At 66.1% G+C, this 25,764-nt stretch carries 10 protein-coding genes; 5 read left to right on the top strand and 5 right to left on the bottom strand.

Annotated elements, in window-relative coordinates; genetic code table 11:
* The coding region (locus tag N415_RS33215) for a PE family protein (protein ID WP_152531335.1) at positions 1-528 on the bottom strand (528 nt) is incomplete at its 3' end.
* Positions 529-674: 146 nt separating this feature from the next.
* Positions 675-1,664 (bottom strand): glycoside hydrolase family 6 protein, encoded by a 990-nt coding sequence (locus tag N415_RS11755; RefSeq protein WP_068181329.1) that lies wholly within the window; start codon positions 1,662-1,664, stop codon positions 675-677.
* 115 nt (positions 1,665-1,779) lie between these two features.
* On the opposite strand from N415_RS11755, the gene N415_RS11750 reads away from it, so the two are divergent.
* On the top strand, positions 1,780-2,682 hold the full coding sequence (locus tag N415_RS11750) for a TPM domain-containing protein (RefSeq protein WP_068181326.1): 903 nt from the start codon (positions 1,780-1,782) through the stop codon (positions 2,680-2,682).
* An 11-nt stretch (positions 2,683-2,693) separates the two neighbouring features.
* Here N415_RS11750 and N415_RS11745 read toward each other — a convergent pair whose 3' ends face one another.
* On the bottom strand, positions 2,694-3,302 hold the full coding sequence (locus tag N415_RS11745) for a TetR/AcrR family transcriptional regulator (protein WP_068181324.1): 609 nt from the start codon (positions 3,300-3,302) through the stop codon (positions 2,694-2,696).
* A 79-nt stretch (positions 3,303-3,381) separates the two neighbouring features.
* Between N415_RS11745 and N415_RS11740 the strand changes: the two genes are divergently transcribed.
* Positions 3,382-3,777, top strand: a complete 396-nt coding sequence (locus tag N415_RS11740) for a hypothetical protein (RefSeq protein ID WP_152531334.1) — start codon at positions 3,382-3,384, stop codon at positions 3,775-3,777.
* 209 nt (positions 3,778-3,986) lie between these two features.
* A complete protein-coding gene (locus N415_RS11735; protein WP_068181315.1) occupies positions 3,987-5,432 on the top strand; it encodes a nitrate/nitrite transporter in 1,446 nt (481 codons plus the stop codon).
* A gap of 34 nt (positions 5,433-5,466) precedes the next feature.
* Here N415_RS11735 and N415_RS11730 read toward each other — a convergent pair whose 3' ends face one another.
* Entirely contained in the window at positions 5,467-6,456 is a 990-nt protein-coding gene (locus N415_RS11730) for a PE family protein (RefSeq protein WP_068181312.1), read from the bottom strand.
* 134 nt (positions 6,457-6,590) lie between these two features.
* Between N415_RS11730 and N415_RS11725 the strand changes: the two genes are divergently transcribed.
* Complete coding sequence (locus tag N415_RS11725; RefSeq protein WP_068181309.1) at positions 6,591-7,220, top strand: MerR family transcriptional regulator; 630 nt, start codon at positions 6,591-6,593, stop codon at positions 7,218-7,220.
* Positions 7,217-10,144, top strand: coding sequence for a DUF4349 domain-containing protein (locus N415_RS11720; RefSeq protein ID WP_068181306.1), 2,928 nt, complete (start codon positions 7,217-7,219; stop codon positions 10,142-10,144). Before N415_RS11725 ends, N415_RS11720 begins: the two co-directional genes overlap by 4 nt.
* On the opposite strand, the gene N415_RS11715 is transcribed toward N415_RS11720, so the two are convergent.
* A complete protein-coding gene (locus N415_RS11715) occupies positions 10,141-25,416 on the bottom strand; it encodes a BTAD domain-containing putative transcriptional regulator (RefSeq protein WP_068181303.1) in 15,276 nt (5,091 codons plus the stop codon). The genes N415_RS11720 and N415_RS11715 overlap by 4 nt on opposite strands.
* Positions 25,417-25,764: the final 348 nt, after the last annotated feature.

Genomic DNA, 25,764 nt, shown 5'->3' with positions numbered 1-25,764 from the left:
ACCCGTGCCGATCAGCCCCGCGGGCCCGCCAGGTCCGCCGGCGTTACCGGCCGCCCCGGAACCGCCGGCCCCGCCGGAACCGAGCAACCAGCCGCCGGGCCCTCCGGCGCCGCTGGTTCCGGGGGCGGCGTTGGCGCCGTTGCCGATCAGCGGCCGGCCGGTAAACGTCAGTGCGTAGGCATTGAACGTGTCCAGCAGGTTCCGCTCCACGGCCCGCAGGCCGGGGAGCCCGAGGATCGCTGCGCTGGTGGCCTCAGCGGCCGCGTATGTGCCGGCGCCGCCGCTCAGGGCCTGCATGAACTGCTGCTGAAACGCGACCGCTTGGGCGCCTAACGTCTGATACGTCTGCGCGTAGTTGCCGAACAGCCGCGCAATCGCGGCGGACACCTCGTCGGCAGCAGCCGGCGCAATCCCCGTGGTCGGCGGGGCCCACGACGCCGTAGCCTCTTTGATCGCCTCCCCGATTCCGTTCAAATCCGCCGAGGCCGCGGCCAACGCCTCCGGTGCTGCGATCAAGTAACTCGACATCTGCGGCTCCCCTCAACGTCATCGGGGTGACTCGAACCGGCAAACTGTATTTAACAAGACCCGGGTCTGTATAGCCCAGGTATTTCCGTATAGAGGTGGGGTTTCTTTGCGCCACGCGGCTGCGATGACCGCTCGACGAGACGCGCTTATGAGCCCGCCGCGTGGGCCAGATCGATGGCGTACTGGCTCACGAAGGTGCCCGCCGGGGGATCACCTTTGTCGCATGTTCCGTCGGACTCGCCGGGACGTTTGATCCACAGATAGGCGTCGGCGTGCGCGCCCGCGGTCGCGGTGGTCGGGGGAGCGCCGAGCCCGCGGCCGCTGGGGTTGCACCAGTTGAGCCCGGAGTCGGGCGCCGGCCCGGCGCCGTTGCGCGACGTGTCGATCACGTAGTGCGAACCGTTCGTCAGCCCCGAAATCGCTTCTCCGTAACCGATTTCGTCCCCGGTGGTGTAGAAGTTGGCGGTGTTGAGGCTGAAACCCCGCGCGCGGGCGACATCGACCTTGTTGAGCCGGGCGGCCATGTCCTCGGCGCTGTGCCAGCGCAAGTGACCACCGTCGACGTACACGGCCGTCGCCGGACTGCGCGTCAGCGTGTCGACGGCATAGCGAATCAAGTCGTAGCGTTCCTGGCGCTGGTCGGCCGACAGGCAGTCGGCCATGGCCAGCGCGTCGGGCTCGAGGATGATCGCCGTCCGCGTACCACCCACCTGGGATGCGATCCCGTCGATCCAGCCGCGGTAGTCGTCGGCCGTCGCCATGCCGCCCGCGGCGAAGCTGCCGCAGTCGCGGTGCGGAATTCCGTAGATCGCCAGGACCGGGATGGCGCCGGCGGCCGCCGCGTCGCCGGTGTACTTCGCGACCGTCGACGCGGACGAGCCCGGGACGATCCAGTACGTCTGCGGCGTGTTGGCGATGGCGGTCAATTCGGAACTCGGCGGATCGGCATGCTGTGCCGCACGCATGGCTGCCGAGTTCGGATTGACGTGAAAGGGCATGCCGGCCAACGGATTGGCGTCATCGACCAACCGCACCGCCGGGGCCCGGTCCCCGAGAAAACCGATTCCGGCAACCGTCGCAACCGTTAGGAGAGGGGCGATCCAGCGCGCGACTGCGCCAGTAGCTGAGAACGTCACCCGAGGAAAATTAGTGCATTGAACGCCGGTCGCCGACGGCAGGTGATGGTGCGGTCGGCGCTTGGCGCGGTGGCGACCCGCCGGGCGGCGGCCGGCGGCGGGCTAAATTACCGGTATGCGCGCTGTTCGCCTGTTCGGTGTGGTCCTGACGATCCTCACGGCGGGGCTGCTGTGGGCGACGCCCGTCGTGGCGCAGCCGCCGTCCAGGCTCACCGAGCACATCACCGACAACACGGGGGCGCTGACGGACTCGGACCGGGCGGCGGTCAGCTCGGCGATCGACCGGCTATACCGCGATCGGCACATTCAACTGTGGGTGGTCTACGTCGACAACTTTTCTAGGTTCAAGCCCGAGAACTGGGCCGACCGAACCCGCAGCACGAGCGCGATGGGCGACTACGACGCCCTGCTTGCGGTGGCAACGAACACCAAGCTGTACGCGTTCACCGCCCCGCCGAACATGGAGGGCCTCACGGCGGCCGAGCTGAACAGCTTGCGCAGCAACAAGATTGAACCAGCGGTGAACGCGAAAGACTGGCGCGGTGCCGCCGTCGCCGCGGCTGACGGGTTGAACAAAGCGCCAAGCTCGTCCAAACGGATCTGGCTGCTGATCGCGATCGGCGTCATCGTCGCTGTGATCGTCGTCGTGGTGGTTCTCGTGCTCTATCGCCGTCGTCGGCGCCGGCGCGCCGTGCAGCGGGTCGACGCCGGCGACGGGCAGGCGAGCATCGAAGCGAGCTCGTTGGCGCAAGCCTTGTCCACCGCGGACGCCAGGATGCGCCAGATCACCGACTACGTGGGCAGGCACCGCCAGAGCGTCGGCACCGAGGCGCAGCGCCGGTTGGAAGAGGCGCAACGGCATTTGCACGCGGCGCACGGCAAGGAAACGACGAACGAACCCGAGGCAATCGCGCATGCCAACAGGGCGTCGACGTTGGCCGCTCAGGCGCAGACGCTGGCCAACGCCGACGTGCAAGCGGCGCATCGCCCGCCACGGCGTCGAGCGTCGACGCGCTGATCCGGGCCGGGCTAACCGTTGCCTGAATAAAGCGCACGTTCCCAGATCGTGGCCAATGTATCTACGAGCGCATGCATTTCCGCGTCGGAGGTGTCGGGCGTCAACGTCAGCAGCCGGTGAACGTTCATGGTCACCAGCGCCGTCGCGACCGCGCGGGGATCGTCAAGCTTGCTGTTCGCGCCGTCAATGATCGCTTCGGCGACGTCGATTACCGGGTCGATCAGCGCCGAGCGGGCCGCGGCCACCTCGGGATCAGTGCCCGACGACCAGAACACCGCACGCAGAATTGACCCGTGCCGGCGGTAGGTGTGCGCCGCGCTCAGCAGCGCCTCACGCCCGGCCGCGACCGGATCCTCAGCCCGGCGCCATTGGGCCAGGGCCGCGTCCGCCTCGAGCCGCAGGGGCCGCACCAGTGCGCCGATCAGTTCGGCGCGGTCGCGGAAATAGACATAAAAGGACTTGCGCGACAGCGTGGTTCGATCCATGATCGCGGCCACGCTGACCGCGTGGGCAGGCTGCTCGGCCAGCAACGCGGCCGCCGCCTCGAGGATTTCGCGGCGGGCCTCCGCTGGAGCGCGACGGCGCCGTCGCGGGGGACCGGAGTCCCGGCCACTCGCCACTCCCGTTACTGCCACAGTGGCAGTATAGTCAAATCCGTTACTGCCGCCGTGGCAGTAACGGATTTGAAAGGAGCTCCCGATGAGCTCTGGCTGGACGGGCACGACGAGCGCACCGCGCTGGTACTGCGTCGTTGTTGGGCTATTTCTCGGGGTGCGCGCCACCTCAACGCTGGTGGCGGGGGCCAGTTTCAACCTGCCCGGAGACGGCTGGCGATCGGTCTGGCAGCTGGCGATGGTCGTCGTGCTCGCGGTCGGTATCGCATACCCCCGAGCCGCCTCCGCGGCAGCGCTGACGGTCGGACTCGTCTATGCCGTGGCGACCGGGCTTGAGGCATTTCATGGCACGGACCTGATGGGCGTGGTGCCGGTCGACATGCGCGACCGCATCGTTCACCCGCTGCTGGCGGGGCTCGCCTTGTTCTGCGTGCTGCTGGGACGCCGGCGCAGCACCAACCGGCAGCCGTCGCGTCGCTGACAGCAACGCCCACAATAATTTTCGTCTGTCCCTGCACCGCTTGGCATTTCGTCCCGGTCCACCGCAGCCGGGACCCGCAAAGTCCGCAGGGGCACGGGTCGATCCGCCATCTACCTCACAGGGCCCGAGTGCCGGTTTGTGATTGGCTTGTAGCAAGTAGGTCATCGCGGGCAAGCCTTGCCGCAACAACACTTTCCTACGGTGCTCGCATGCCGCTACTGACGCGCCAACACACGATCGATGACTGGGACGCCGAAGACGTCGACGCCTGGAACAACGGCGGAGCGAAGATCGCGCGCCGCAACCTGATCTGGTCCATCTTCGCCGAGCACGTCGGGTTTTCGGTCTGGTCGATCTGGTCGGTGATGGTCCTATTCATGCCCCAGAGCGTCTACCACATCGATGCCGCCGGAAAGTTCTTTCTGGTCGCGATGCCGACGCTGGTCGGAGCGATTCTGCGCCTGCCCTACACGTTCGCGACCGCAACATTTGGCGGACGAAACTGGACCGTGTTCTCCGCGATAGTGCTCGTGATCCCAACGGCGTTGACGCTGTATTTCATGGCCCACCCGCACACGTCCTACACCACGTTCATGGTCGTGGCGGCGGTCGCCGGGCTGGGCGGGGGCAACTTCGCGTCGTCGATGACCAACATCAATGCCTTCTATCCCCAGCGGCTCAAGGGGTGGGCGCTGGGTCTGAACGCCGGTGGCGGAAACATCGGCGTCGCGATGATCCAAGTCGTCGGACTGTTGGTGATCGCGACCGCGGGCAACCGTTCCCCGCACTGGGTGTGCGCGGTGTATTTGGTGCTCCTGTCCGTCGCGGCGGTTGGCGCCGCGCTGTTCATGGACAACCTGACCAACCAGCGCACCAACGGCCGCTCGATGATCGACGTGATGGCATACCGCGATTCGTGGCTGATCGCCGTGCTCTACATCGGCACGTTCGGATCGTTCATCGGCTTCTCGTTCGCGTTCGGTCAGGTTCTGCAAATCAGCTTTCTGGCCAACCTCAGTCACGGCGCCAAAGTGACCCCGGCCATGACGGCGCAGGCGGCGTTGCATGCGGCGCAGATCGCGTTCATCGGGCCTCTGCTGGGTTCGATCGTGCGGCCGGTCGGCGGCTGGCTGTCCGATCGCATCGGCGGCAGCAAGGTCACGCTGTACACCTTCGCCACGATGATCGCTGCGGCCGGCTGGCTGGTGGCGTTCGGCGCGATGGGCGACGCCAAACATCGCGCCCCCTCCGGCGGCGTGCTGCTCGCCTATGTTGCGGGGTTCGTCGCGCTGTTCATCCTGTCCGGGATCGGAAATGGGTCGGTATACAAGATGATTCCGTCGATCTTCGACGCCAAGGCGCAGAGCCTCGACGGTCTCAGCCCGGGGGAGAAGGCCGACTGGTCGCGCCGGATGTCGGGCGCGCTGATCGGAATCGCCGGGGCCATCGGCGCGCTCGGCGGCGTCGGCATCAACGTCGTGCTGCGCGCGTCATACCTCTCGCCGGCGAAATCGGCGACGACGGCGTTCTGGGTATTTCTGGGCTTCTACGTGCTGTGTGCGGTGATCACGTGGTTCGCCTATGTGCGCACGCCCGCCGCGCGGCGCGCGGCCAAGACCGCTGTTGGGGCGGAAGCGCTTGTGCAGGCGGCGTGAACTGATTGGTATTCCAACGGGATTGAGCGACCGGCTACAGGAACGGCTTGATCGGCTCCATCCAGATCGGTGAGAGCAGGACGGGGTCGGTCCAGGCCGGCCACAGCAGCGCCGGGTTCGCGCCGGGCGGCGGCCAGTTGTTGTCGTTGGCGTAGGCCCATACCTCCCAAGGATTGTCGTAATACGACGCCGTCTCGACCAGGCTGAACCAGTCCAGGTTCGGGTGCAGTAACCAGTAGCCCGTCCCCACGAAGTAGCCGCCGACCGCCCAAGCGGCGTAACTGGTTTGGAACAGCGGGCCGAAGAGCCTGCTCTGCCAGACGTGGACCTCTTCGTGGTTGACCATGACGTCGTTGGCACCCGGACCGGTTCCGAGATGGGTGGTGACGTTGCCCATCGTGGTGGCAAAGCCGGGCAGCCCGATGCCGCCACGGTAGACGTGGGAACCCACCAGCGCGCTGAAGGCGGCGTCGTAGCCGCCCCCGTTGGGCGTGAACGCATTGAGGGCTTGCACGCCGTAGCCCAGTGCCGTGCCCTCGAAGCCCCACGTGTAGTCCAACAAAAACGCGGCCCATCCGCGCCAGTCGCGAAAGTTGTAGATGCCGAACTCGCGCTGGGCGAGCAGGTTCAGGTCGTTGATCGCCGCGTCGGCCACGCCCGTCCCGGCGGCACCTCCGACGCCGATCAGCGGGCGGCCCAACACCGCCTCGGCGGACGCGTTGACCGCATTAAGCAGTGACGCGCCCGCTTCGTCCGCGGCGACATACGAGCCGGCCGCCGTGTTGAGAGCCTGCGCAAACTGCTGTTGAAACGCGCCGGCCCGGGCGCTGAGCGCCTGATACTCCTGCCCGCAGGCGGCGAATAGCGCCGCCACCGCTTGCGAGACCTCGTCGGCGGCAGCTGCCGCCATCCCCGTCGTCGGAACGGCGGCCGCCAGATGCGCCGCGCTCACCGACGAGCCGATGCTCTCCAAATCCGCGGCGGCCGACGTCAACAACTCCGGGGCCACGATCAGAAGCGACACGCCGTTCCTCCCTTGTCCCTGTGCGGATGAAGCGTATTCACGTCTTGATCCGGCAGACGCGTTTTCGCTGCATCGGTAATCGAGCTGTAGCCAAAACCTTGACAGTGTCATCGTGACAGTGTCAATATCGACTTATGGCCGACGTGGCGTCCTGGACGCTGGACGAGCTGGTTCGGCGGGTGGCCGCCGGGCTGGCCGATCCCGCGTATCCGGGCGCGCCCAACGGGCGGGTCCGGGGGCTGCCCGATCGGCGAGCTGTCCGGTGGTACACGACGACCGGTCTCGTCGACCGGCCGACCACGCAAGGACGTACGGCGCTTTACGGCCCGCGGCACCTGCTGCAGATTGTTGCGGTGAAACGGCGCCAGGCCGAGGGCCGCTCGCTCGCCGACATCCAGGCCGAGTTCGCCGGCGCGACGGACGAGACGCTGCGCAAAGTCGCCGCCGTGCCCGATGAACTCATCGCGGCGGAGGCGACGGAGCCGGCGGAGCCGGTGCGGACTCCCGTTCGCCGACAGCGCTTCTGGGCCGAGCCACCCGCCGCCGCCGAACCGGTGGCCAACGGCGACGGCGCTGACAGTGTCACGAAGCTGGCGGCCGTGAGCCTGCCGGGCGGAGCGCTGTTGCTGCTGCCGACCGGATCGGGGGGCGGCGGCAGACCCGACGACGACGACATCGACGCCATCCGTGCGGCCGCCCGGCCGCTGCTCGAACTGCTGGCCGAGCGTGGCCTGCTGACCCCTGATGAACGGAGCCCCTCATGACCGTCCGCATCACGTCGATGAGCGACGCCGAAACCGATCGGGTGGCCGCCCCGGACGACGAGGCCGGGTTTGGCGCTCTGAGCACCGAGCGCGGCAACCTACCGCTGGAGCGCATCGACGTACGCGCCGAGATCACCGGGCTCACCAGCCTGGTCGAGCTGACGCAGGACTTCGTCAATGCCTTTGACGTACCCCTGGAGGCCAGCTACGTGTTCCCGCTGCCAGATCGAGGGGCGCTCACGCGGATGCAGATGACGGCCGACGGGCGGGTCGTCGAGGCCGAGCTGAGGGAGCGGGAGGCCGCCCGCCAGGCCTACGACGACGCCATCGCGTCGGGCCGGCGCGCGTCCATCGCCGAGGAGGAGCGGCCGGATGTTTTCACCATGCGTGTCGGCAATATCCTGCCCGGCGAACGGGTCAGCATCGCCCTGACGCTCGTCATCCCCCTGGCCTATGCGGACGGCGAGGCGACGTTCCGCTTCCCGCTTGTGGTTGCGCCGCGGTACATTCCGGGCCGCGCGCTCGCGGACATCGCGGTCGGCGACGGGCATGCCGACGACACCGACGCGGTGCCCGACGCGTCGCGCATCACGCCACCCGTGCTGCTGCCCGGTTTCCCACACCCGGTTCCGCTGTCCATCGAGGTCGGCATCGACCCCGCCGGTCTCACGCTGTCCGAGGTGCGTTCGAGCCTGCACGCCGTTTCCAGCGACGACGGGCGGATACGGGTACACCCCGGTGAGCGGGCCAACCGGGATTTTGTCCTGCGGCTGCGGTACGGCGTCGACGACGTCACCGATTCGCTTGTGCTGGTGCCCGATTCGGAGGGCGACGAGGGAACCTATCAGCTGACCGTGTTGCCGCCGGCGTCCAGCGCGCCGCCGCGCCCGCGCGACCTGGTGCTGGTGCTCGACCGCTCCGGCAGTATGGCCGGCTGGAAGATGGTGGCGGCCCGCCGTGCCGCGGCGCGCATCGTCGACACGCTCACCACCGGAGATCGGTTCGCGGTACTGACATTTGACGATCGGATCGACGGAACCGCGGGGCTGCCCGACGGGCTGGTCGAGGCCAGCGATAAGCACCGGTACCGCGCCGTCGAGCATCTGTCCCGCGTCGACGCGCGCGGCGGCACCGAGATGGTCGCGCCGTTGCGGCAGGCCCTCGCGTTGCTGGGCGGGTCGCGCAACGGCGAAGCGCGGGACGCCGTCGTCGTCCTCGTCACCGACGGCCAGGTCGGCAACGAGGACCAACTCCTACACGAGCTTTCCGGCGACCTGCACCGGGTGCGCGTGCACGCGGTCGGTGTCGACCAGGCCGTCAACGCCGGATTCCTTTGGCGCCTGGCCAGTGTCGGGGGCGGACGCTGCGAGCTGGTGGAAAGCGAGGACCGCCTCGACGAGGCGATGGACGCCATCCACCGCCGCATCGGCGCGCCGCTTGCGCACTCGCTGTCGCTGCGCGCGGAGGGGCTGGCAGTCATCGAGGACACCGTGACCCCCGCTCGGCTGCCCGACCTGTTCCCGGGGGTGCCGCTCGTCGTGAGCGGGCGGTACCGGGGGAGCGCGTCCGGTTCCCTGACGCTGCGCGGCACGACGGGGGAGGGCGGGGACTCGTCAGTCACCGTCGCCGGACGGCGCGTTGACGCCCCGGCCGTTACGGCGCAGTGGGCCCGCGCCCATCTACGTGATCTCGAGGACCGCTATGCTTCGGCCCCCACGGAGGACTTGGAGAAGCGAATTGTCGAGACGTCGTTGCGGTTTGGTGTGTTGTGCAGGTTTACGGCGTTCGTTGCGGTGGACAGCCGCGTCGTTGCCGACGGTGAAGTGCCGCACCGCGTGATGCAACCCGTCGAGGCGCCGGCCGGCTGGGAGCCGGTCCGGGCGCCAGACCATGCCGTGTTTGCAGCGGCCCTCCCCCCACCGCCGTTGGCCGGGGCCGCCGTGATGCCGAGCCAACCCGCACCGTCCACGAGGGCGCCGGCGTCGGGGCAATCACAGGCACGAACCGTCAAGCTGCGCAACGTGATTGCGGCGGCGGTGGTCGGTGCGCTGCTCATCGGCGGTGGCTGGACGTGGTCGGCTAGTCGGGACGGTCACCCCGCCCCGACGGCCGACGGCATTGTGAACGGCAAGATTCCAGCATCAGAGGATAGGGGCGCCGCGGGCCAGACGTCCGGGACGAGGGCCGGCGTCCCCGAGAACACCGTCTCGCTACCGGAAGCACCGCCACCACCGCAGGCGCCCGCGGACGCCACCTTCAAACGCGACATCATCACGACGGGCTCGATGCAGATGATCGTCTCCGAGCCTGCCCAGGCGGCCGACCGGCTCGTCGCCGCGGTCACCGATGCCAGCGGGCGAGTGGACTCGCGATCGGAGCGATCAGGATCTTCCTCGCCGACAGTGGATCTCGTGTTGCGCGTTCCCGCCGACAAACTCGATGGTGTTCTGGCAGACGCCAAGAAACTGGGGACCGTCGACTCGATGTCGATCGGGCACAACGACGTGACGTCGCAGCGCGTCGACCTCGATGCCCGCATCGAGGCGTTGCAGACCTCGGTCAATCGACTGCTGCAACTGATGGGCCGGGCCGGGAACGTCGCCGACCTGCTCGCGGCGGAGTCATCGCTGACCCAGCGACAAGCCGAGTTGGACTCGCTGCGGGCGCAGCGTGCCACGCTTGGCGACCAGGTTTCCTACGCGACGATCAACGTCAGCCTCTCGACCAAACCGGCGGCGGTTCCTCAGCCAGGTTTCCTGAACGCACTCCAGCACGGGTGGCAGTCGCTGCTCTTCGCTGTCCACGGCGTCGTGATGGCTGTCGGATTCCTCATCCCGTGGATACCAGTGCTGGCCGTGGTGGCCTTAGCTCTCGTCTTGGTGGTGCGGCGCAGGGCCGTTTCGGCGATCGCCAGGCGTCGCTAGCCAGGCCGATTGAGCTCGTCGAACCTGGCGAGCGCGGCGTCGATGTCTGCCTCGTCGAACAGTTCGCAGCGGCTGATCAGCTCGCCATCTACCGTCAGAATGCCGATCTCGCGCCACTCGGCGTCGAAGCCTTCTTGCGAGGTTCCCTTCATCACGTGGGTGAGGACGACTCCAAAGTCGCTCAGCCGATGCACAGTCTCGATGTAGGTGGGGGTGTCGGGGGTTAGATCCATCCCTGCACGGAGATACGCGGTCATGCCGCCGGGCGCAAACGCTATCCCTTGCCTGTGGTCGGCGTTCACCCAATCAGCCGTTGTCGGATACAGTTCATGCCGGTTGAACGCGGCGAAGATGCGAACGATAGCCGACCACGTGTGCGAGTGGGCGGCCGCTTCGCCGGCGAGGTAGCGCGAATTGAGTTCCTCGAAGGCTGCATCGACCTCGTCGGTATCGAAGCTCACGCCATAGCGCATCAGGCCGTCGTCGTCGACTTCCGCGACTTGCAAGAACTCGACGGTGACCGGGCGATCGGAGTAATCGGTGTCGCGGTAACAGACATGGATCAGCGAAAGGCGAGATCCCCTGATTGCGATAGGGTCTGCCGTCACCCGCACGCTGATTGGTATGGAATCGAACATCGCTTGCACGGCCTTTTGCCGTGCTGGGCCACGGAATTCATCGCGCAGGCCTTTTCGTCGGTCTTCATATCGCAGGTCCGCAGCGGTCAGGGCCAGGAAACCCTCCATGTCGCGGTGGTTGGTTGCGTCGGCCATGCGAGACCATGTACGTGTGGCCTTGTTCTCAAGTGGTGGTGGCCGATTGAGCTCGTCGAATCTCGCCAGAGCTGCGTCGAGATCATCCTCGTCGAACAGCTCCGTCCGTTTGATTTTGTCGCCGTCGTAGATCGAAAGGTCGATGGTGCGCCACTCGGCCTCAAAACCGTGGTGTGAGGTCCCTTTCACAACCTGGGTGACGACAGCTCCTACCTTGCTCAACCGATGCACAGCCTCGATCCGGATGCCGGATTGCGGTGAGAGATCCCATGTCGCGAGGAGGTATGCGCTCAGACCACCGGCCGGGATTGGTGCGAGTCGGCGGTGATCGATATTCACCCAGTCGGCGGCCGCCTCGGGGAGTTGGCGTCTGTTGAGCGCTGCGTATGCGCGTGTGACTAGCCCCAATGTGTGTGCGTGGGTAGCCGCTTCGCCGGCGAGGTAGCGGGCATCGAGTTCCTCGAATGCGGCGTCGGTATCGTCCGGGTCGAACATGATGATGGCCGCGATCCGATTGTCGGCCTCGATCTCGGTGACGCACAGCGCCTCACTGGGGAACGCCTCTGGCCCCTCGTCGTTGGCTGACCATCGGACACAACTGAGGACGAGGCGCCGCCCCCGGGTAGCGATGATTCCTGAAATTGCGATCGCGACACCGTAGTCGGTGGTCTCACGCAATTTTGCGATCACAATGTCGCGGCTTTGCCAGAGCCCGGCGTTCACCACGCGACGGCGATCATCGCTGAAACTGTCGTCGGCCAGGATGTCGGCCATCGGCGCCCAGTTGTGGGTCGCCAAGTATGCAAAGAAGCGCTCAGCCGCTTGGCTCGCGGCGTTCTCCGGCCGTGGGGTCTGCGGTTGCAATTCCTCAAAGTGGGTGAGCGCGGCGCCCAGGTTTTCCTCGTCGAACACCTCGACGCCGCTGATTAGGTCGCCTTCGACTGTGAACATCATGATCATCCGCATTTCCGCGTCGAAGCCCTCTCGCGAGGTCATGTTCAGGACCTCGGTGAAGACGGCTCCGCGTTCGCTCAGCTGATGCACGGCCTCGATGCGGACGGTGGCCTTCGAAGTGAGGTCCCACACGGCACGGATAGATGCGGCAAGATCAGCCCCCTCGATCGATACGAGCGGTCGATGATCGATGTAAATCGGGTCTGGAGTTGTCGCGAAAAGTTCTTTCCGATTGAACGCCGCGCAGATCGGGGCGATAACCGACCACGTGTGCGCGTACGCAGCCGCTTCGCCGGCGAGGTACCGAGTATCGAGTTCCTCGAAGGCAGCGTCGGTGTCGTCCGGGTCGAACATGACCATTGCCACGATCCGTTCGTCCACGTCGATCTCGGCGATACCGAGCGCCTCGGCACCCACCTCGCCGGTCATGCCGCGGTTGAAGGTACGGACGTGGGCGAGGGCGAGGCGCGCCCCGCGGGTCGCGATGACGCTCGAAGAAAAGGTCGGCGCGCTGACCTCGACGGTGGCTTCATTGTCCGCGATGTGCACATCTCGGCCACGCCGAACCCCCGCGTTGACGACATGACGGCGATCGTCCGCGACGATGTCGTCGGCCAGTAGCTCCGCCATGGCGGCCCAATCGCGTGCCGTGAAGCACGCCTGGTACCGCGCGATGATTCGGGTTGCCGCGTTTTCCAGCCGCGGCGCCTGCGGTTGGAGTTCCTCAAATCGGGCGAGGACGGCGTCGAGGTCTGCCTCATCGAAGATTTCGCTGCGGCTGAGCCGTTCGCCGTCCACCGTCAGAATGCCGATCTGCCGCCACTCGACGTGGGAGCCCTGTTGCGAGATCCCTTGCACCGCATGGGTGACGACTGCTCCGAGGTTATTCAGCCGGTGCACCGCCTCGATGTAGATGCTGGCATGCGGCATGAGGTCCCATGTGGCACTGAGGAATGCGGCCAGATCACCCGCCTCAAACGTGGCGACGGGCCGATGATCGACGGTGACCCAGTCCGGCGTCGTCGCGGGAAGTTCGTGCCGGTTGAACCTCGCGCAGGCTCGTGCGATGGCCGACCAAGTCTGCGCGTGGGCGCCCGCTTCGCCTGCGAGGTAACGGCTATCGAGTTCGGCGAAGGCGGCGTCGATGTCCTCGGCGTCGAATATGCCACCGCCGGTGAGCCGGTTGTCGGCGTCGATCTCAAACACGCCAAGCATCTCCGCGCTGATCTCGCCGGCTTCAAGGCCCTCGGCTGAGGACCGAATACGGCTGAGGGCGAGTCGCTCCCCGCGGGTGGCGATGACTGTCGACGTCAGGCCCTCGAACCCGACCTCGTCGACCGCTCGCATGTTTGCGATATTGACATCACGGCCACGCAGAACACCCGCGTTCACAACCCGGCGGTGGTCATGGGATGAAAAATCGTCGGCCATTGTCTCGGCCATCGCTTCCCAGTCACGGGTCGCGAGACAGGTCCAAAATCGTTGAACTACTTGGCTTGCCGCGTTTTCCACGAGCCGTGCTTGGGGTTGCAGTTCGTCAAAGCGGGCGAGCGCGGCGTCGAGGTCTGCCTCATCGAACACTTCGTAGCGGCAAAGCAGGTCACCTTCGACCATGCAGACGGCGATCATCCGCCACTCGGCGGTAAAGCCCTCTCGCGAGGTACCCGTCACCGCCTGTGTGATGACGGTTCCGAGTTCGCTCAGCCGATGCACCACCTCGACGTAGCCCGTGGCGTTCGGCGTGAGATCCCACACGGCGCGCTGAGCGGCGGATAGTTCGACCCCTTCGAGTGACACGACCGGTCGACGATCGATGTAAACCACATCCGGCGTCGTCGCGGCAGCTTCTTGCCCATTGAACCCGGCGTGGCCCCCTGCAATCACCGACCACGTGCGCGAGTACGCGGCCGCTTCGCCGGCGAGGTACCGGGCATCTAGTTCCGCGAACGCCGCATCGATGTCTTCCAGATCGAACACGACGGCAGCCGAGATTCGTCCATCGGAATCGAGCTCGACGACGTTGGGGGCGTCGTTTGCAATCGTATCCGGGTCGCGACCCGACGCTCGCACACGCATAAGGGCAAGTCGCCCGCCACGAGTTGCTATGACGTTCAACATCTTATATGTGAAGCCAATCTGGGCGGCCACCTGCAAATCTGCCACGGCGGCATCTCGACCGGTTCTGAGCCCGGCGTTCACCACCCGCCGACGGTCATCGACGGTGACGTCTTCCGTGCACAAATCGGCGACGGCGTCCCAGTCGCGGGCGTCCAAGTATCTACAAATGCGCTCGTAAGCTTCGCTTGCCGGGTTTTTCAGCGCCGGCCGACTCAGCTCATCGAACCGCTCCAGCGCGGCGTCGAGGTCGGCCTCGTCGAATAGCTCGTTGCGACTGATCAGGTCACCGTCGACCGTGAACATGTCAACCATCCGCCACTCGGCGTCGAAGCCGTTCTGCGAAATTCCGCTTGCGGTTAGGGTGACGACCGCTCCGAGGTCGCGCAGGCTGTGCACGGCCTCGATATGGATGCGGACGCCGGGAGCGAGATCCCGAGTCGCACGGGTAAATTCGTCTAGATCGACCGCCTCGATCGTTACGACCGGTCGATGATCGATGTAAATGGAATCTGGCGTCGTCGCGGGAAGTTCGTGGTGGTTGAACGCTGCACAGGCCCGAGTGATCAGCGACCACGTTTGCGCGTGGGCGGCCGCTTCGCCGGCGAGGTATCGGACCTCGAGTTCTTCGAAGGCGGCATCGATGTCGTCGAGGTCGAACAGGATTCCCGCCGCGATCCGATTGTCGGTGTCAATCTCAATGACGCTCAGCAGCTCGGAGCCGAATGCCTCGGGCCGCTCGTCGCCCGATACGCGAGCACGGGTCAGCACGAGGCGCTCGCCCCGGGTCGCGATGACCGAGGACTCGAAGTTCTTGACCCCGACATCGACAATGGCCCGCAGATTCGCAGTTTGGGCATCCCGACCGCGTTGGATGCCGGCGCTTACCACCCGCCGTCGATCGTCACTCAAAATATCGTCGGTGATCATCTCCGCCATGGCGTCCCAGTCGCGCGCCGCGAGGTACGTGTTGAAGCGGACGTACATTCGGCTAGCCGCGTTTGCCAGTCGTGGCGCGTGCAGTTCCTCGAACCGCGCGAGCGCGGCCTCGAGATCGGCCTCGTCGAAGATCTCGCTGTGGCTGAACTGGTCGCCGTCGACCATCGTGAGGTGAATCTCGCGCCACTCCGCCTCGAAGCCCTCTCGCGAGGTCCCACGCAGCGCTTGAGTGACGACCGCTCCGAGGTTGCTCAGCCGGTGCACGGCTTCGATGCGGAAGGAGATGTCCGGAAGTTGATCAAAGGCGGTACGGGCGAATTCGACCATGTCGCCCGGAGCGAACGCTGCCAGCCGCCGATGGTCGATGTCAACGAAGTCGGGCGTCGTCTGGGGAAGCTCGTGTCGGTTGAGTGTGGCGTAAAGGCCCGCGACGAGCGTCCATGTGTGCGCATGCGGGGCTGCTTCGCCGGCGAGGTATCGTGCGTCGAGCTCCGCGACGGCTGCGTTGGTGGCGTCGAGATCCAACACGACAACCCCCACGATTCGCTCGTCGGCGTCGATCTCGACGATGCTGAGAGAATCGTTTTGAATCGCCTCGGGTTCACGGCCCGAGACGCGAACACGTGTGAGCGCAAGGCGCGTCCCGCGGATTGCCAGGACGCCCACCATCGTCATCGTGAAGCCGACCTCAACCGTCGCCTGCGCAGCTTTGATATTGGCATCTCGACCGTGCAGGATCCCGGCGTTCACCACTCGCCGGCGATCGTCGACGGAGGCGTTCTCGCACGTTAATTGAGTGACGGCGTGCCAGTCGCCGGCCGCCATGTACGAGTAGAGGCGCTCCCACACCCGCGTCGCAACGTTCTCCAGCCGTGGCGCCTGTTGGGTGAGTTCGTCGAACCTCGCGAGCGCGACGTCCAGGTCAGCCTCGTCGAATACCTCGGTGCGGCTGAGCATGTCGCCTTCCACCGTCCCAATGGTGATCACCCTCCACTCGGCGTCGAAGCCATCGTGCGAGGTCTCATGCGATGTGTTGGTGACGACGGCTCCGAGATCGTTCAGCCGATGCACAGCCTCGATGGAATGCCTGAGGTCAGTCGTGAGGTTCCACGCGGCGTCAAGTAACGCAGGCATTTCACCGGACGCGAACGATGCTCCTCGGCGGTGGTCAATGTTCACCCAATCTGGCGTCGTCGAAGGCATTTCATGCTTATTGAGTGCGGCGTAGGCCTGCAAGAGGACAGACCACGTGCGTGCGTGAGCCGCCGCCTCCCCGGTGAGATACCTAGCATCGAGCTCGGCGAAGGCGGCTTCGATGTCTTCTGGGTCATATGCGGCGCGTGCCAGTATCCGTTTGTCGGGGGAGGTCTCGACGATAATGAGCATCTCGATGCGGAATCCCTCAGCGTGGTTGTCTTCGCTCGAGATACACGTGCGGCACAGGACAAGGCGTTCGCCTCGTGTGGCAATAACCGTGGCCGTACTTGTCTTTGCCCCGATGTCGGCGAAGGCGCGCATGTTTGCGATTTCGACATCCCGACCACGCCGGGTTTCGGCGTTGACGACCCGTCGATGGTCGTCGACCGACGTATCGGCGGTCAGTAGCTCCGCCATTGCGGCCCAGTCGCGTGCGGCGAAGTACGTGCGGAAGCGCTCGTACGCTCGGCTTGCCTCGTTTTCCAGCTGCGGTGCCGGCCGGTTGAGCTGATCGAACCTTGCGAGGGCGGAATCCAGGTCCGCCTCGTCGAATACCTCCATGCGGGAGAGCATTTCGCCGTCGACCGTCATCAGCGTAACGCCCCGCCACTCGGCGTCGAAGCCCTCGCGCGAAGTCCCATGTCCCGTCCAAGTGAAAACCGCGCCCAGGTCGTTTAACCGATGTGCTGTCTCGATGTAGATGTTGAGGTTTTGGTCGAGATCCCATCCCGCACGTATGTATTCGAAACCTTCACCGGGCGCGAACGCCGCCCCGCGGCGGTGGTCGATACTCACCGCATCCGGTGTCGTCGCAGGGAGCTCGCGACGGTTGTGCGCCACGAAAACACCCGCGATCACCGACCAGCTGCGAGCGTGGGCGGCCGCTTCGCCGGTGAGGTAGCGGGCGTCGAGTTCGGCGAAGGCTGCGTCGGTGTCATCGAGGTCGAACACGACGATCGCCACGATCCGGTCATCGGCGTCGATCTCGACGATGCTGAGGGCGTCGTTTTGAACCGCCTCGGGGTCGCGGCCCGAAACGCGGACACGCGTAAGGGCGATGCGGTCACCGCGGGTTGCCAGCGCGCCCACCACCGTCATCGTGAAGCCGATATCAACGGTCGCCTGGGTGGCTTCGATCGCGTCATCTCGACCGAGTCGGACCCCGGCGTTGACCACGCGCCGACGATCGTCGACGGAAACGTTCTCGGCCGACGTTTGACCCACCGCGTCCCACTCGTGGGCCGCAATGTCCGCGTAGAGGCGCTCGAATACACGCGTTGCGGTGTTCTCCAGCTGCGGTGTCGAGGGGTGCAGTTGCTCGAACCGCGTGATCGCGGTATCGAGGTCTGACTCGTCGAACATCTCAGAGCGCCTGATCAGGTCGTCGTCGACCGTGAGCAGAACGACTTCCCGCCATTCGGCCTCGAAGCCGTCTTGCGAAGTTCCATGCACCACATGCGTTAAAACGGCACCGAGGTTGTTCAGCCTATGCACGGTCTCGATATGCGTACGGCCGTCCTGTGCGAGATCCCAGCTGGCACGGACATACGCGATGAGATCACCGGGCGCGAACTTTGGTCCCCGGCGGTGGTCGATGCTCACGAAGTCAGCTGTCGTCGCTGCGATCTCACGTCTGTTGAGCGCGGCGTAAACGCCCGTGATGATCGACCACGTGCGGGCATAGGCGCTCGCTTCGCCGGCGAGGTAGCGCGCATCGAGTTCCTGGATGGCGGCTTCGGACTGACTAGAGTCGAATGCGACCAGCGCCGAAATCCGCTCGTCGGCATTGATCTCGACTACATATAGGACGTCCACGCGGAACGCATCGGGTCCGTCGTCGATGCGCGAGAAGAGGGTATGGGTGAGGGCGACGCGATTCCCGCGGGTGGCGACGACGTCTGACGCCGCTCGCGTGACGTCCAGGTCGGCGGCGGTCTTGAACTGCCTGACCATGACATCCCCACCGCGCTGGATTCCGGCGCCAAAAACAGGACGGCGATCGTCGCCGTAGTAGTCGTCGGCAACTAGCGCCGCCATCGCGTCCCAGTCGCGAGTCGCGAAGTGCGCTAACCATTGCTCGAGCGCGTGGCTTGCGGCGTTGTCAAGCCGCGGTGCCGGCCGGCTGAGCTGTTCGAATCTCGCGAGCGCGGCGTCCAGCTCTGCCTCGTCGAATAATTCGGAGCGGTTGATAAGGTCGCCGTCGATGGTGAGCACAATAACTTCCCGCCATTCGGCGTCGAAGCCCTCTTTCGAAGTTCCATGCGCGGCATGGGTGACGACCGCTCCGAGGCTGTTCAGCCGATGCACGGCCTCGACGTGAGTCCTTACCCCCGGCGCGAGGTCCCAGGTGGCCCGCATGTATTCGGTCAGTTCACCGGGCGCGAACGCTCTTGTTCGGCGGTGATCGATGGTTATGCAGTCCGGTGTCAACCGGAGTTCGTGCTCGTTGGCCGCGGCGTACGCCCCTGCGATGACCGACCATGTCTGGCCGTTGGCGGCCGCTTCGCCGGCGAGGTACCGGGTATCGAGCTCGGCGATGGCGGCATCAATGTCGTTGGCGTCGAACATAACGTGGGCAGAAATCTGGGTGTCGGTGATCTCGACAACGCTGATCACGTCGTAAGCCTCGGCCCAGTCGCGGAAAGACACATCGTGACGACAGAGGACGAGGCGCTCTCCACGGGTCGCGATCGTGGTCGGCGCGATGTTTACGATCCCAATGTCGGCAAATGACTGCATGTTCGCGATCTCGGCGTCCCGCCCGCGCCGAACCCCCGCGTTAACCACTCGTCGACGGTCGTCGGTCAGAAAGTCGTCGGTCAGCGTTTCGGCCATGACGTCCCAGTCGCGGGCGGCAAAGCGGGCAAAGTAGCGCTCGAGCATTCGGCTTGCCGTGTTTTCCAGGCGCGGAGCCGGTTGGGTGAGCTGTTCGAACCTCGTGAGTGCAGCGTCCAGGTCTTCCTCGTCGAACAGCTCGACGCGACTGAGCAGATCACCGTCGAAAGTCAGAAGATTGACGTTCTGCCACTCGGCGTTGAGGCCCTCGTGGGACGTCGCGTGCGACGCGTGGGTGACGACCGCTCCGAGCTCGGTCAACCGATGCACAGCGGTGATGTACACGCTGACGTAATCGGTGACGTCCCAGATGGCACGGAGGTATGCCTCGAAACCGCCGGTTTCGACCGCGAGCCGTCGTCGGTCGACGTCCACGAAATCCGATGTCGTCGGCGACATCTCGTGCCGCTTCAGCGCAGCAAATACCGCCGAGACGACGGACCAGGTGTGTGCGTGGGGGGCCGCTTCGCCGGCGAGGTACAGGGTATCGAGTTCCTGGAAGGCAGCGTCCATGTTCTCGGGCTCGAACACGACGCGCGCCGCGATTCGATTGTCGGTGTTGATTTCCACGACGGCGAGGGAATCGACGAGGAAGCCCTCGGGCGCTTGGTCTGGGCCCGAGTGGCGCGTACGTGTGAGGATGAGGCGCGCGCCGCGGGTCGCAATGGTGGTCGACGTCATGTTCGTCCCGCCGAGGTCGTAACCGGCGCGGATGCTTGCGATTTCGACATCTCGGCCGTGTCGGATACCAGCGCCCACCACGCGACGGCGGTCCTCACTGACAAAGTCGTCCGCGAATATCTCTGTCATGGCGTCCCAGTCGCGGTCCGCGAACCGTTCTAGAAAGCGTTCGGCCACTTTGCTTGCCGCATTTTCCAGCCGCCGCGTCGGCCGGCTGAGGTGTTCGAACCGCGCGATTGCGGTGTCCACGTCTGATTCATCGAAAAGTTCACAGCGGCTGAGTAAGTCCCCTTGGACCGCGAGTAGGAAAGCTTCCCGCCACTCGGCTTCGAAGCCCTCTCGCGAGGTCCCGCGCGTCACATGAGTGACAACCGCTCCGAGGTTATCCAGTTGGTGTACGGCCTCGATATAGGTGCTGCCGTCCTGTGCCAGTTCCCAGGTTGCACGGACATATGCGACCAAGTCACCGGGCATAAACTTCGTCCCGCGGCGGTGGTCGATGCTGGCGAAGTCTGTTGTTGTTGCGGCGATCTCGTGTCGGTTGAGCGCGGCGTAGGCACCTGTAATTACTGACCAGGTGCGCGAGTATGCGGCTGCCTCACCGGCGCAGTAGCGTGCGTCGAGTTCCTTGATCGCGGCATCGAAGTCGTCGGAGTCGAAATGTGTCCTTGCAAGGATCAGACCGTCAGCGTCGACCTGGGTGATCGACAGTGCCTCAACCAACAGCTCGTCGGCACCTTGTGCCTCTGACCGGGCATCTTGCCCCTCAAACCGTAGGCGATTCAGACACAGGCGATCACCTCGTATCGCAAGCGGTGTTGCGTCGATCCTTACTGCGCCAAGGTCGGCGATCGCCCGCAAATTCGCGACCTCTGTTGCGCGGTCGTTGCTCTCTCGGCCGAATCCACGCCGACGGTCATCGACTCGGATTTCGTCGGCTAACAGTGCGCCCAACTCTTCCCAGCAGCGGCTGGCGAACAGCGCAATGATCCGATCGTCGGCTCGACTCGCGGCATTCTCGAGTGGTGATCGAGGATGTGCTGCTTCGAACCGGGCGGCCGCGGCATCGAGTTCCGCGAGCGCCGCGTCCATGTCTTCGACGTCGAAGAACATTTGCAGTGCGACCCGACCCTGTTCGTCGATGGCATACAGGTGAAGCAATTCATCGTACGGGGCCCCAGGGCCCACGTCTTCGGTGCCGGCCTGCATTCGAGCGAGCGCCAGGCGCTCGCCTCGCGCCGCGACCATGACGTGTTTGACCCGCATGCCGCTCGTCTCGACTTCGCGCCTCCACCCACGTCGCCACTCCTCGGATGGCAGCGTAAGACCGACGACCTTCCGGCGATTTTCGATCGAGATATCGGGTGCGAAAAGCTGCTCGACCTCGTCCCAGGCCCCGCGGTGAACCGCGGCCATCACGCGTTCGCCCACTCGCACGGCGGCGTTGTCTATTTCGACGCTCGGAGGTTCTGGGGGAGCCTCGGCCACCGGCGGGACGCGCTCGTAAGCTCTGGTCGCCGCATTTTCCAACCGCGGCGCACTCGGCTGCTCCTCCCCAAACCGTGCGTGCGCGACGTCGAGTTCGGTGACCGCGGCATCCATGTCGTCGACGTCGAACCACACCTGCAGGTCAAATCGGCCTTCCTCGTCGATGCCGTAGAGGGAGAGAAATTCGTCATACGGCGCTCCTGGGCTCAGGTCGGCGCTCTCTACCCTGAGTCGGGACAGAGTCAGCAGGTTGCCTCGCACGGCGATAACCGTTTGGCTGATCCGCATGTCGCCGGCTTCGACAAGGGGCCTTTGCGCTGGTACCCAGTCGCCAGACGTGAACCGAGCAAACCCGACTATCTTCCGGCGACTCTCTATGACTGCGTTGGGTGAATACAGCTGCGCGATTTCGTCCCAGGCTTGGCGAGCAATGGCATCGATCATGTGCTCTCCCGCACGCACGCACGCATTGTCCAGCTCGACCGTGGGCGGTTCAGGCGGAGAGAGGGTGGTCGGCCGGCCGCGTTCACCGAGAATGCCACGCGCCTTCTCGGCAAGCGCCGCAGCGCCTTTCCGCTCGTACAGACCGAGGGCGCGCTCGGCTGCGGCGCGCGCACCCGCCGCATCACCGCCAACGCCCAGAACCGTCGCCAGGGAAAGGCACGCGTCCCCGTGATCGACCAAAGCGTCGGTCCGTTCGGCCAGGCTGACGGCTTCCTCGGCGACGCGCCGAGCCTCGCCGTGATGCCCGGCACGCGACAACAGACGCGCCCGCAGCGTTCGCCACGCGATCGATGCTTTCAGCGCATGCCCGGCGAGACGTTCACTCTCCGTACACAATTCGTCGGCTTCGGCCTCTCGATCGAGCAACAGACACGCGCGGCCCAGCAGCGCGGCAGTTTCGGCGGTGTCGGCGTCCAGGCCCATGCGGCGAAAGCCGTTGCAGGCCTTACGCAGATGTGGCTCGGCGGCGGCAGGATCGTCGACGACCAGCTCGACGATGCCAGCGAACTGCTCGACCTCGAGGAGGGCGTGACGGAGGCCGAGCTCGGTAACCGTGCGCCGGGCCGAGTCGATCATCCGCCGGGCCGCCGCGGCGCGTCCTCGGAAGGCCTCCAACACGGCCTGGCACCGCGTCGACGTCGCCTCGACCGCAGGCGAGTCGGTCGTGATTCGCAGCAGTCGTACCACATCAAGGCACCGCCCGCCCGCGCGCGGAACGGGGTTGGGTCCCCAGAGCGCCGCGAGGGGCGCGTTCGCCAAGACCGCGTTCACCCTGCGGTGTTCGCGTGCCCGGCGCGCCGCGGTCAGGGCGTCGTCCAGGGCAATTTCGCAGTCGCCGATTCTCCCGAGGCGGGCGAGGCATCCGGCACGGACGGTGTGCGCCGTGGCTTCCCCTGCGGCATCACCTAACTGGGCCAGCGTGGCGGCGGCCGTACCGACCGCGGTCTCGATCTCGTCCAACCGCTCCGGATCGGTCAGCATCGACAGCTGTCCGTCGAAGCACGTCGCCCAGGCCGCGAGCCGCGCCGAATCGACGGTGGCGCTTTGTAATTGAGAGACCGCACCAGCCGCGGAAGCCACGTCACCTGCGGCCAGCAGGGCCTCGCAGCGCGCGATCAGCAGCTCGGCGATCTGATCGTCGCGGTCGGGCAACTCGTCGTCAATCTCCTCCAGAGCATGCAGCGCCCGATCGTAAAGGTCGGCCGCGCCCTCGTACGCGAGGCGCGCCATCGCCTGGTCTGCCGCACGCCGGCAGTACTCGACGGCCTTGACCGCGTTTCCGGCCCAAGCACATTCGAAGTAGTGGTGGGCCAGCTCGGCGAGCAACTCATCGTCGGCGCCGGGCTCGTTCTCCAGCGTCGTCGCGATGCGCTGGTGCAGCCGCATCCGTCGCACCGAGGGCAGCTCTGCGAGCAGCGACTGTCGGACGAGGGCGTGGTTGAACCGGTAACGACCGCCGGGCTCTTCGATCACAATGCCGGCCTTGCAGGCCTCGTCGAAAGGGTCGACCAGGTCGTCCCCAACCACGCGTTCGACCAGCTCCAAGGCGAACCGACTACCAACCACTGCGGCCGCGGCAAGGGCCTTGTTCGTCTCCGGAGACAGGCGAGAAAGGCGTCGGCTCACCGCCTCCCGGACCCCCTGGGGCAGAGTGCTCGGGTCCCAGCGGCCACCGCTTTCCTCGACGTGGCGCAGGGCCTCGATGAGGAAGAACGGGTTGCCCCCCGTGACGGATGCCAATGCCCGGGCCAGCTCCTCGTCGTTGTAGCCGGCCTCGGCAACGTAGGCGCTCACGTCGTCCTCGTCGAGCCCGCTGAGCTGAAGGCGGTTCGCGGTGCCGTCACGGTGGAGGTCCGCGAGCATGGCCGAAAGGGGGTGCGAGCGGTCGAGGTCGGTGCTGCGATAGGTGCCAATGATCTGTACTCGGGCCCGCTCTCCGAAACGCAGCAGATGCCGCAACAGGAGCAGCGTCGGTTTCGCCGCCCAGTGCAGATCGTCGAGTATCAGGACGACGGGCGCACTCGCTGACGCGACACCCAGCAGCGCAACGACGGCGTCGAAGAGTGCGTAGCGTTCGGTGTCAGGGTCGGCGCGGGTCGGCGTGGCCAGGTCGGGTAGGACATCGGTCAGCCCGGGAACCAGGGGGAGGAGCGCTTCCACGCCCCGCAGCTCACGAAGCCGACTGCTACCAAGGCACGGCACCAGCGAACGCAGGGCTTCCGCGAACGGTTGGTATGGCGCACCGAGGTCCTCGTCGCAGCGGCCGTAAATGACAAGGGCGCCTTGGTCGTAGGCCTGTCGCGACCATTCGCCGGCCAGTCGCGTCTTGCCGACACCCGGTTCGCCGGCGATCAATACGGCGTTCGTGCCGCCCGCGAGCGCCGTCTGCCATGCGGAAAAAAGCCGCTCGAGCTCTTGCCCGCGACCGACGAACGGCCCGGGGCCGGCCAGCACCGCGGGCAGGCCCGGGCGTTCCAGAGGCGCCTCGCCGGGGACTTCCGCACCGTGATCTTCCGCGGTCTCCAGCCGCAGCTCGAAGACGTGCTCGGGGCGTGCGAGGTTGCGCAGCTGGCGCGTGCCGAGGTCGGCGAGCGCGACATCGTCGGGCAGGGAGTCGATCACGAGCTCGGCGGTCGCGCCTGAGCACAGGATCTGTCCGCCCGCCGCCAGCGACCGCAGCCGCGCGGCGCGGTTGACCGCCCTTCCGAAGTAGTCGCCGTCGCGGAACTCGGCCTCCCCGGTGTGCAATGCCACGCGGACGCGCATGGGCTCCCGCAGTGCCCACGGCTCGTGCGTGATCGCGTCCTGCAGCTCCAGAGCGGCGGCGGCAGCAGCGGACGGCCGCTCGAACACCGAGAACGTGGCATCGCCCTCACCGCGGGTCTTGATCAGCCGCCCGCCGCGGGACGTGACCACCTGTTCGACGAGCTCGTCGTGGCGTGCGAGCGCGACCCCCATCGCGCCCGCGTCCGCCTCCCATGCGGCGGTCGACCCCTCGATGTCGGTCAGCAGGAAGGTCACGGCGCGGGTCACCGACGGAACATTTTGCGCGCCAGGTGTTTCCAGCGCCGCGTCCTGCGCCACGATCGCGGCCTCCAGCCGGCGCAGCTCCGGCCCGGGATCGACGCCCAGTTCGTCGGCCAGCAGGGTCCGCGCCCGTTGGTAGGCGCCCAGGGCCTCACCTTGCCGGCCGGCGCGGTAGAGGGCGAGCATCAGCTGGGCCCAGCGCCTTTCGCGCAGCGGCGCGTCGGCCACGGCGGCCTCGAGCTCGCCGATGATCTCGGCGGCGCGGCCCGTCGCGAGCAGCGCATCGGCCCGGTCCTCGACCAGCGCGGCGTGGCCCTCGATCCACCGCGTCTTTTCCGATGTTCCGCGGCGGCCGTCGGGCAGCTCAGGGATGCCGCGCCAGAGCTCGAGCGCCTCCTCGAAGCGGGCTACCGCCTGGCCGGTGTCGCCGGCGGCGGCGGCGTCGCGTCCCCGTCGTGCGGCCGATTTGTAGCGCGAGGCGTCAATCTCGCTCTCGGCCAGGGTCCAACCCGCGCCCTCCGTCAGGACGAAGCCGTCGCCCAGGGTGCGGCGCAGCGAGGAGATATGGGTCTGCAGGGCCTTGGCGGCCGTTCGCGGGGGATCCTCGCCCCAGAGCAGCTCGACGAGCGTGTCGGCCGACACGACCGAACCGACGTGCAGCCCAAGCATGGTGAGGATCGCGCGGGGTTTGGCGCCCGGAATCGTGACCGGCGCGCCAGCTCGCCGGACCTGGAGAGGTCCCAAAACCCCCAGTTCCACCTCTAGAAGACTAGTCACGTCCGCAATCGTCGGTAGGACGATTCAACAAGCGGTCAAGATCGAGTAAAGGCTGGCTCACCTGGGTCTTCTGAGGGGGCGAATCCGCCGGCGCCGGCCGATTAGGGTCGAACAGCAATCGCAGTCCATTGCCATGAGCCAGCTCGGGAGGATCGTCCGTGCCGCGATGAGTTTGCCTCGAGATCGACGGTGGCACGGAAAAGTTCGAGTGACCTTCACCCTCGCGTCGATCTCGCTGTCCGAAACACCCAATTGGCGCAAGCCGTCGCCCGACAGAGTCTCTCGAACTAATGAGTCACAACGCCAGGCACCGACAACCAGGGAAATCGG

Source organism: Mycobacterium sp. UM_CSW (assembly GCF_000455205.1).
In the GTDB taxonomy this organism is placed as follows: Bacteria; Actinomycetota; Actinomycetes; order Mycobacteriales; family Mycobacteriaceae; genus Mycobacterium.
The sequence above is the reverse complement of the archived record's forward strand: the minus strand, read 5'-3'. Positions and strand labels throughout refer to the sequence as shown.

Coding starts and splice junctions, on each gene's coding strand:
- N415_RS11750 (WP_068181326.1), top strand. CDS start 1,780: ATGCGCGCTGTTCGCCTGTTCGGTGTGGTCCTGACGATCCTCACGGCG.
- N415_RS11725 (WP_068181309.1), top strand. CDS start 6,591: ATGGCCGACGTGGCGTCCTGGACGCTGGACGAGCTGGTTCGGCGGGTG.
- N415_RS11735 (WP_068181315.1), top strand. CDS start 3,987: ATGCCGCTACTGACGCGCCAACACACGATCGATGACTGGGACGCCGAA.
- N415_RS11720 (WP_068181306.1), top strand. CDS start 7,217: ATGACCGTCCGCATCACGTCGATGAGCGACGCCGAAACCGATCGGGTG.
- N415_RS11740 (WP_152531334.1), top strand. CDS start 3,382: ATGAGCTCTGGCTGGACGGGCACGACGAGCGCACCGCGCTGGTACTGC.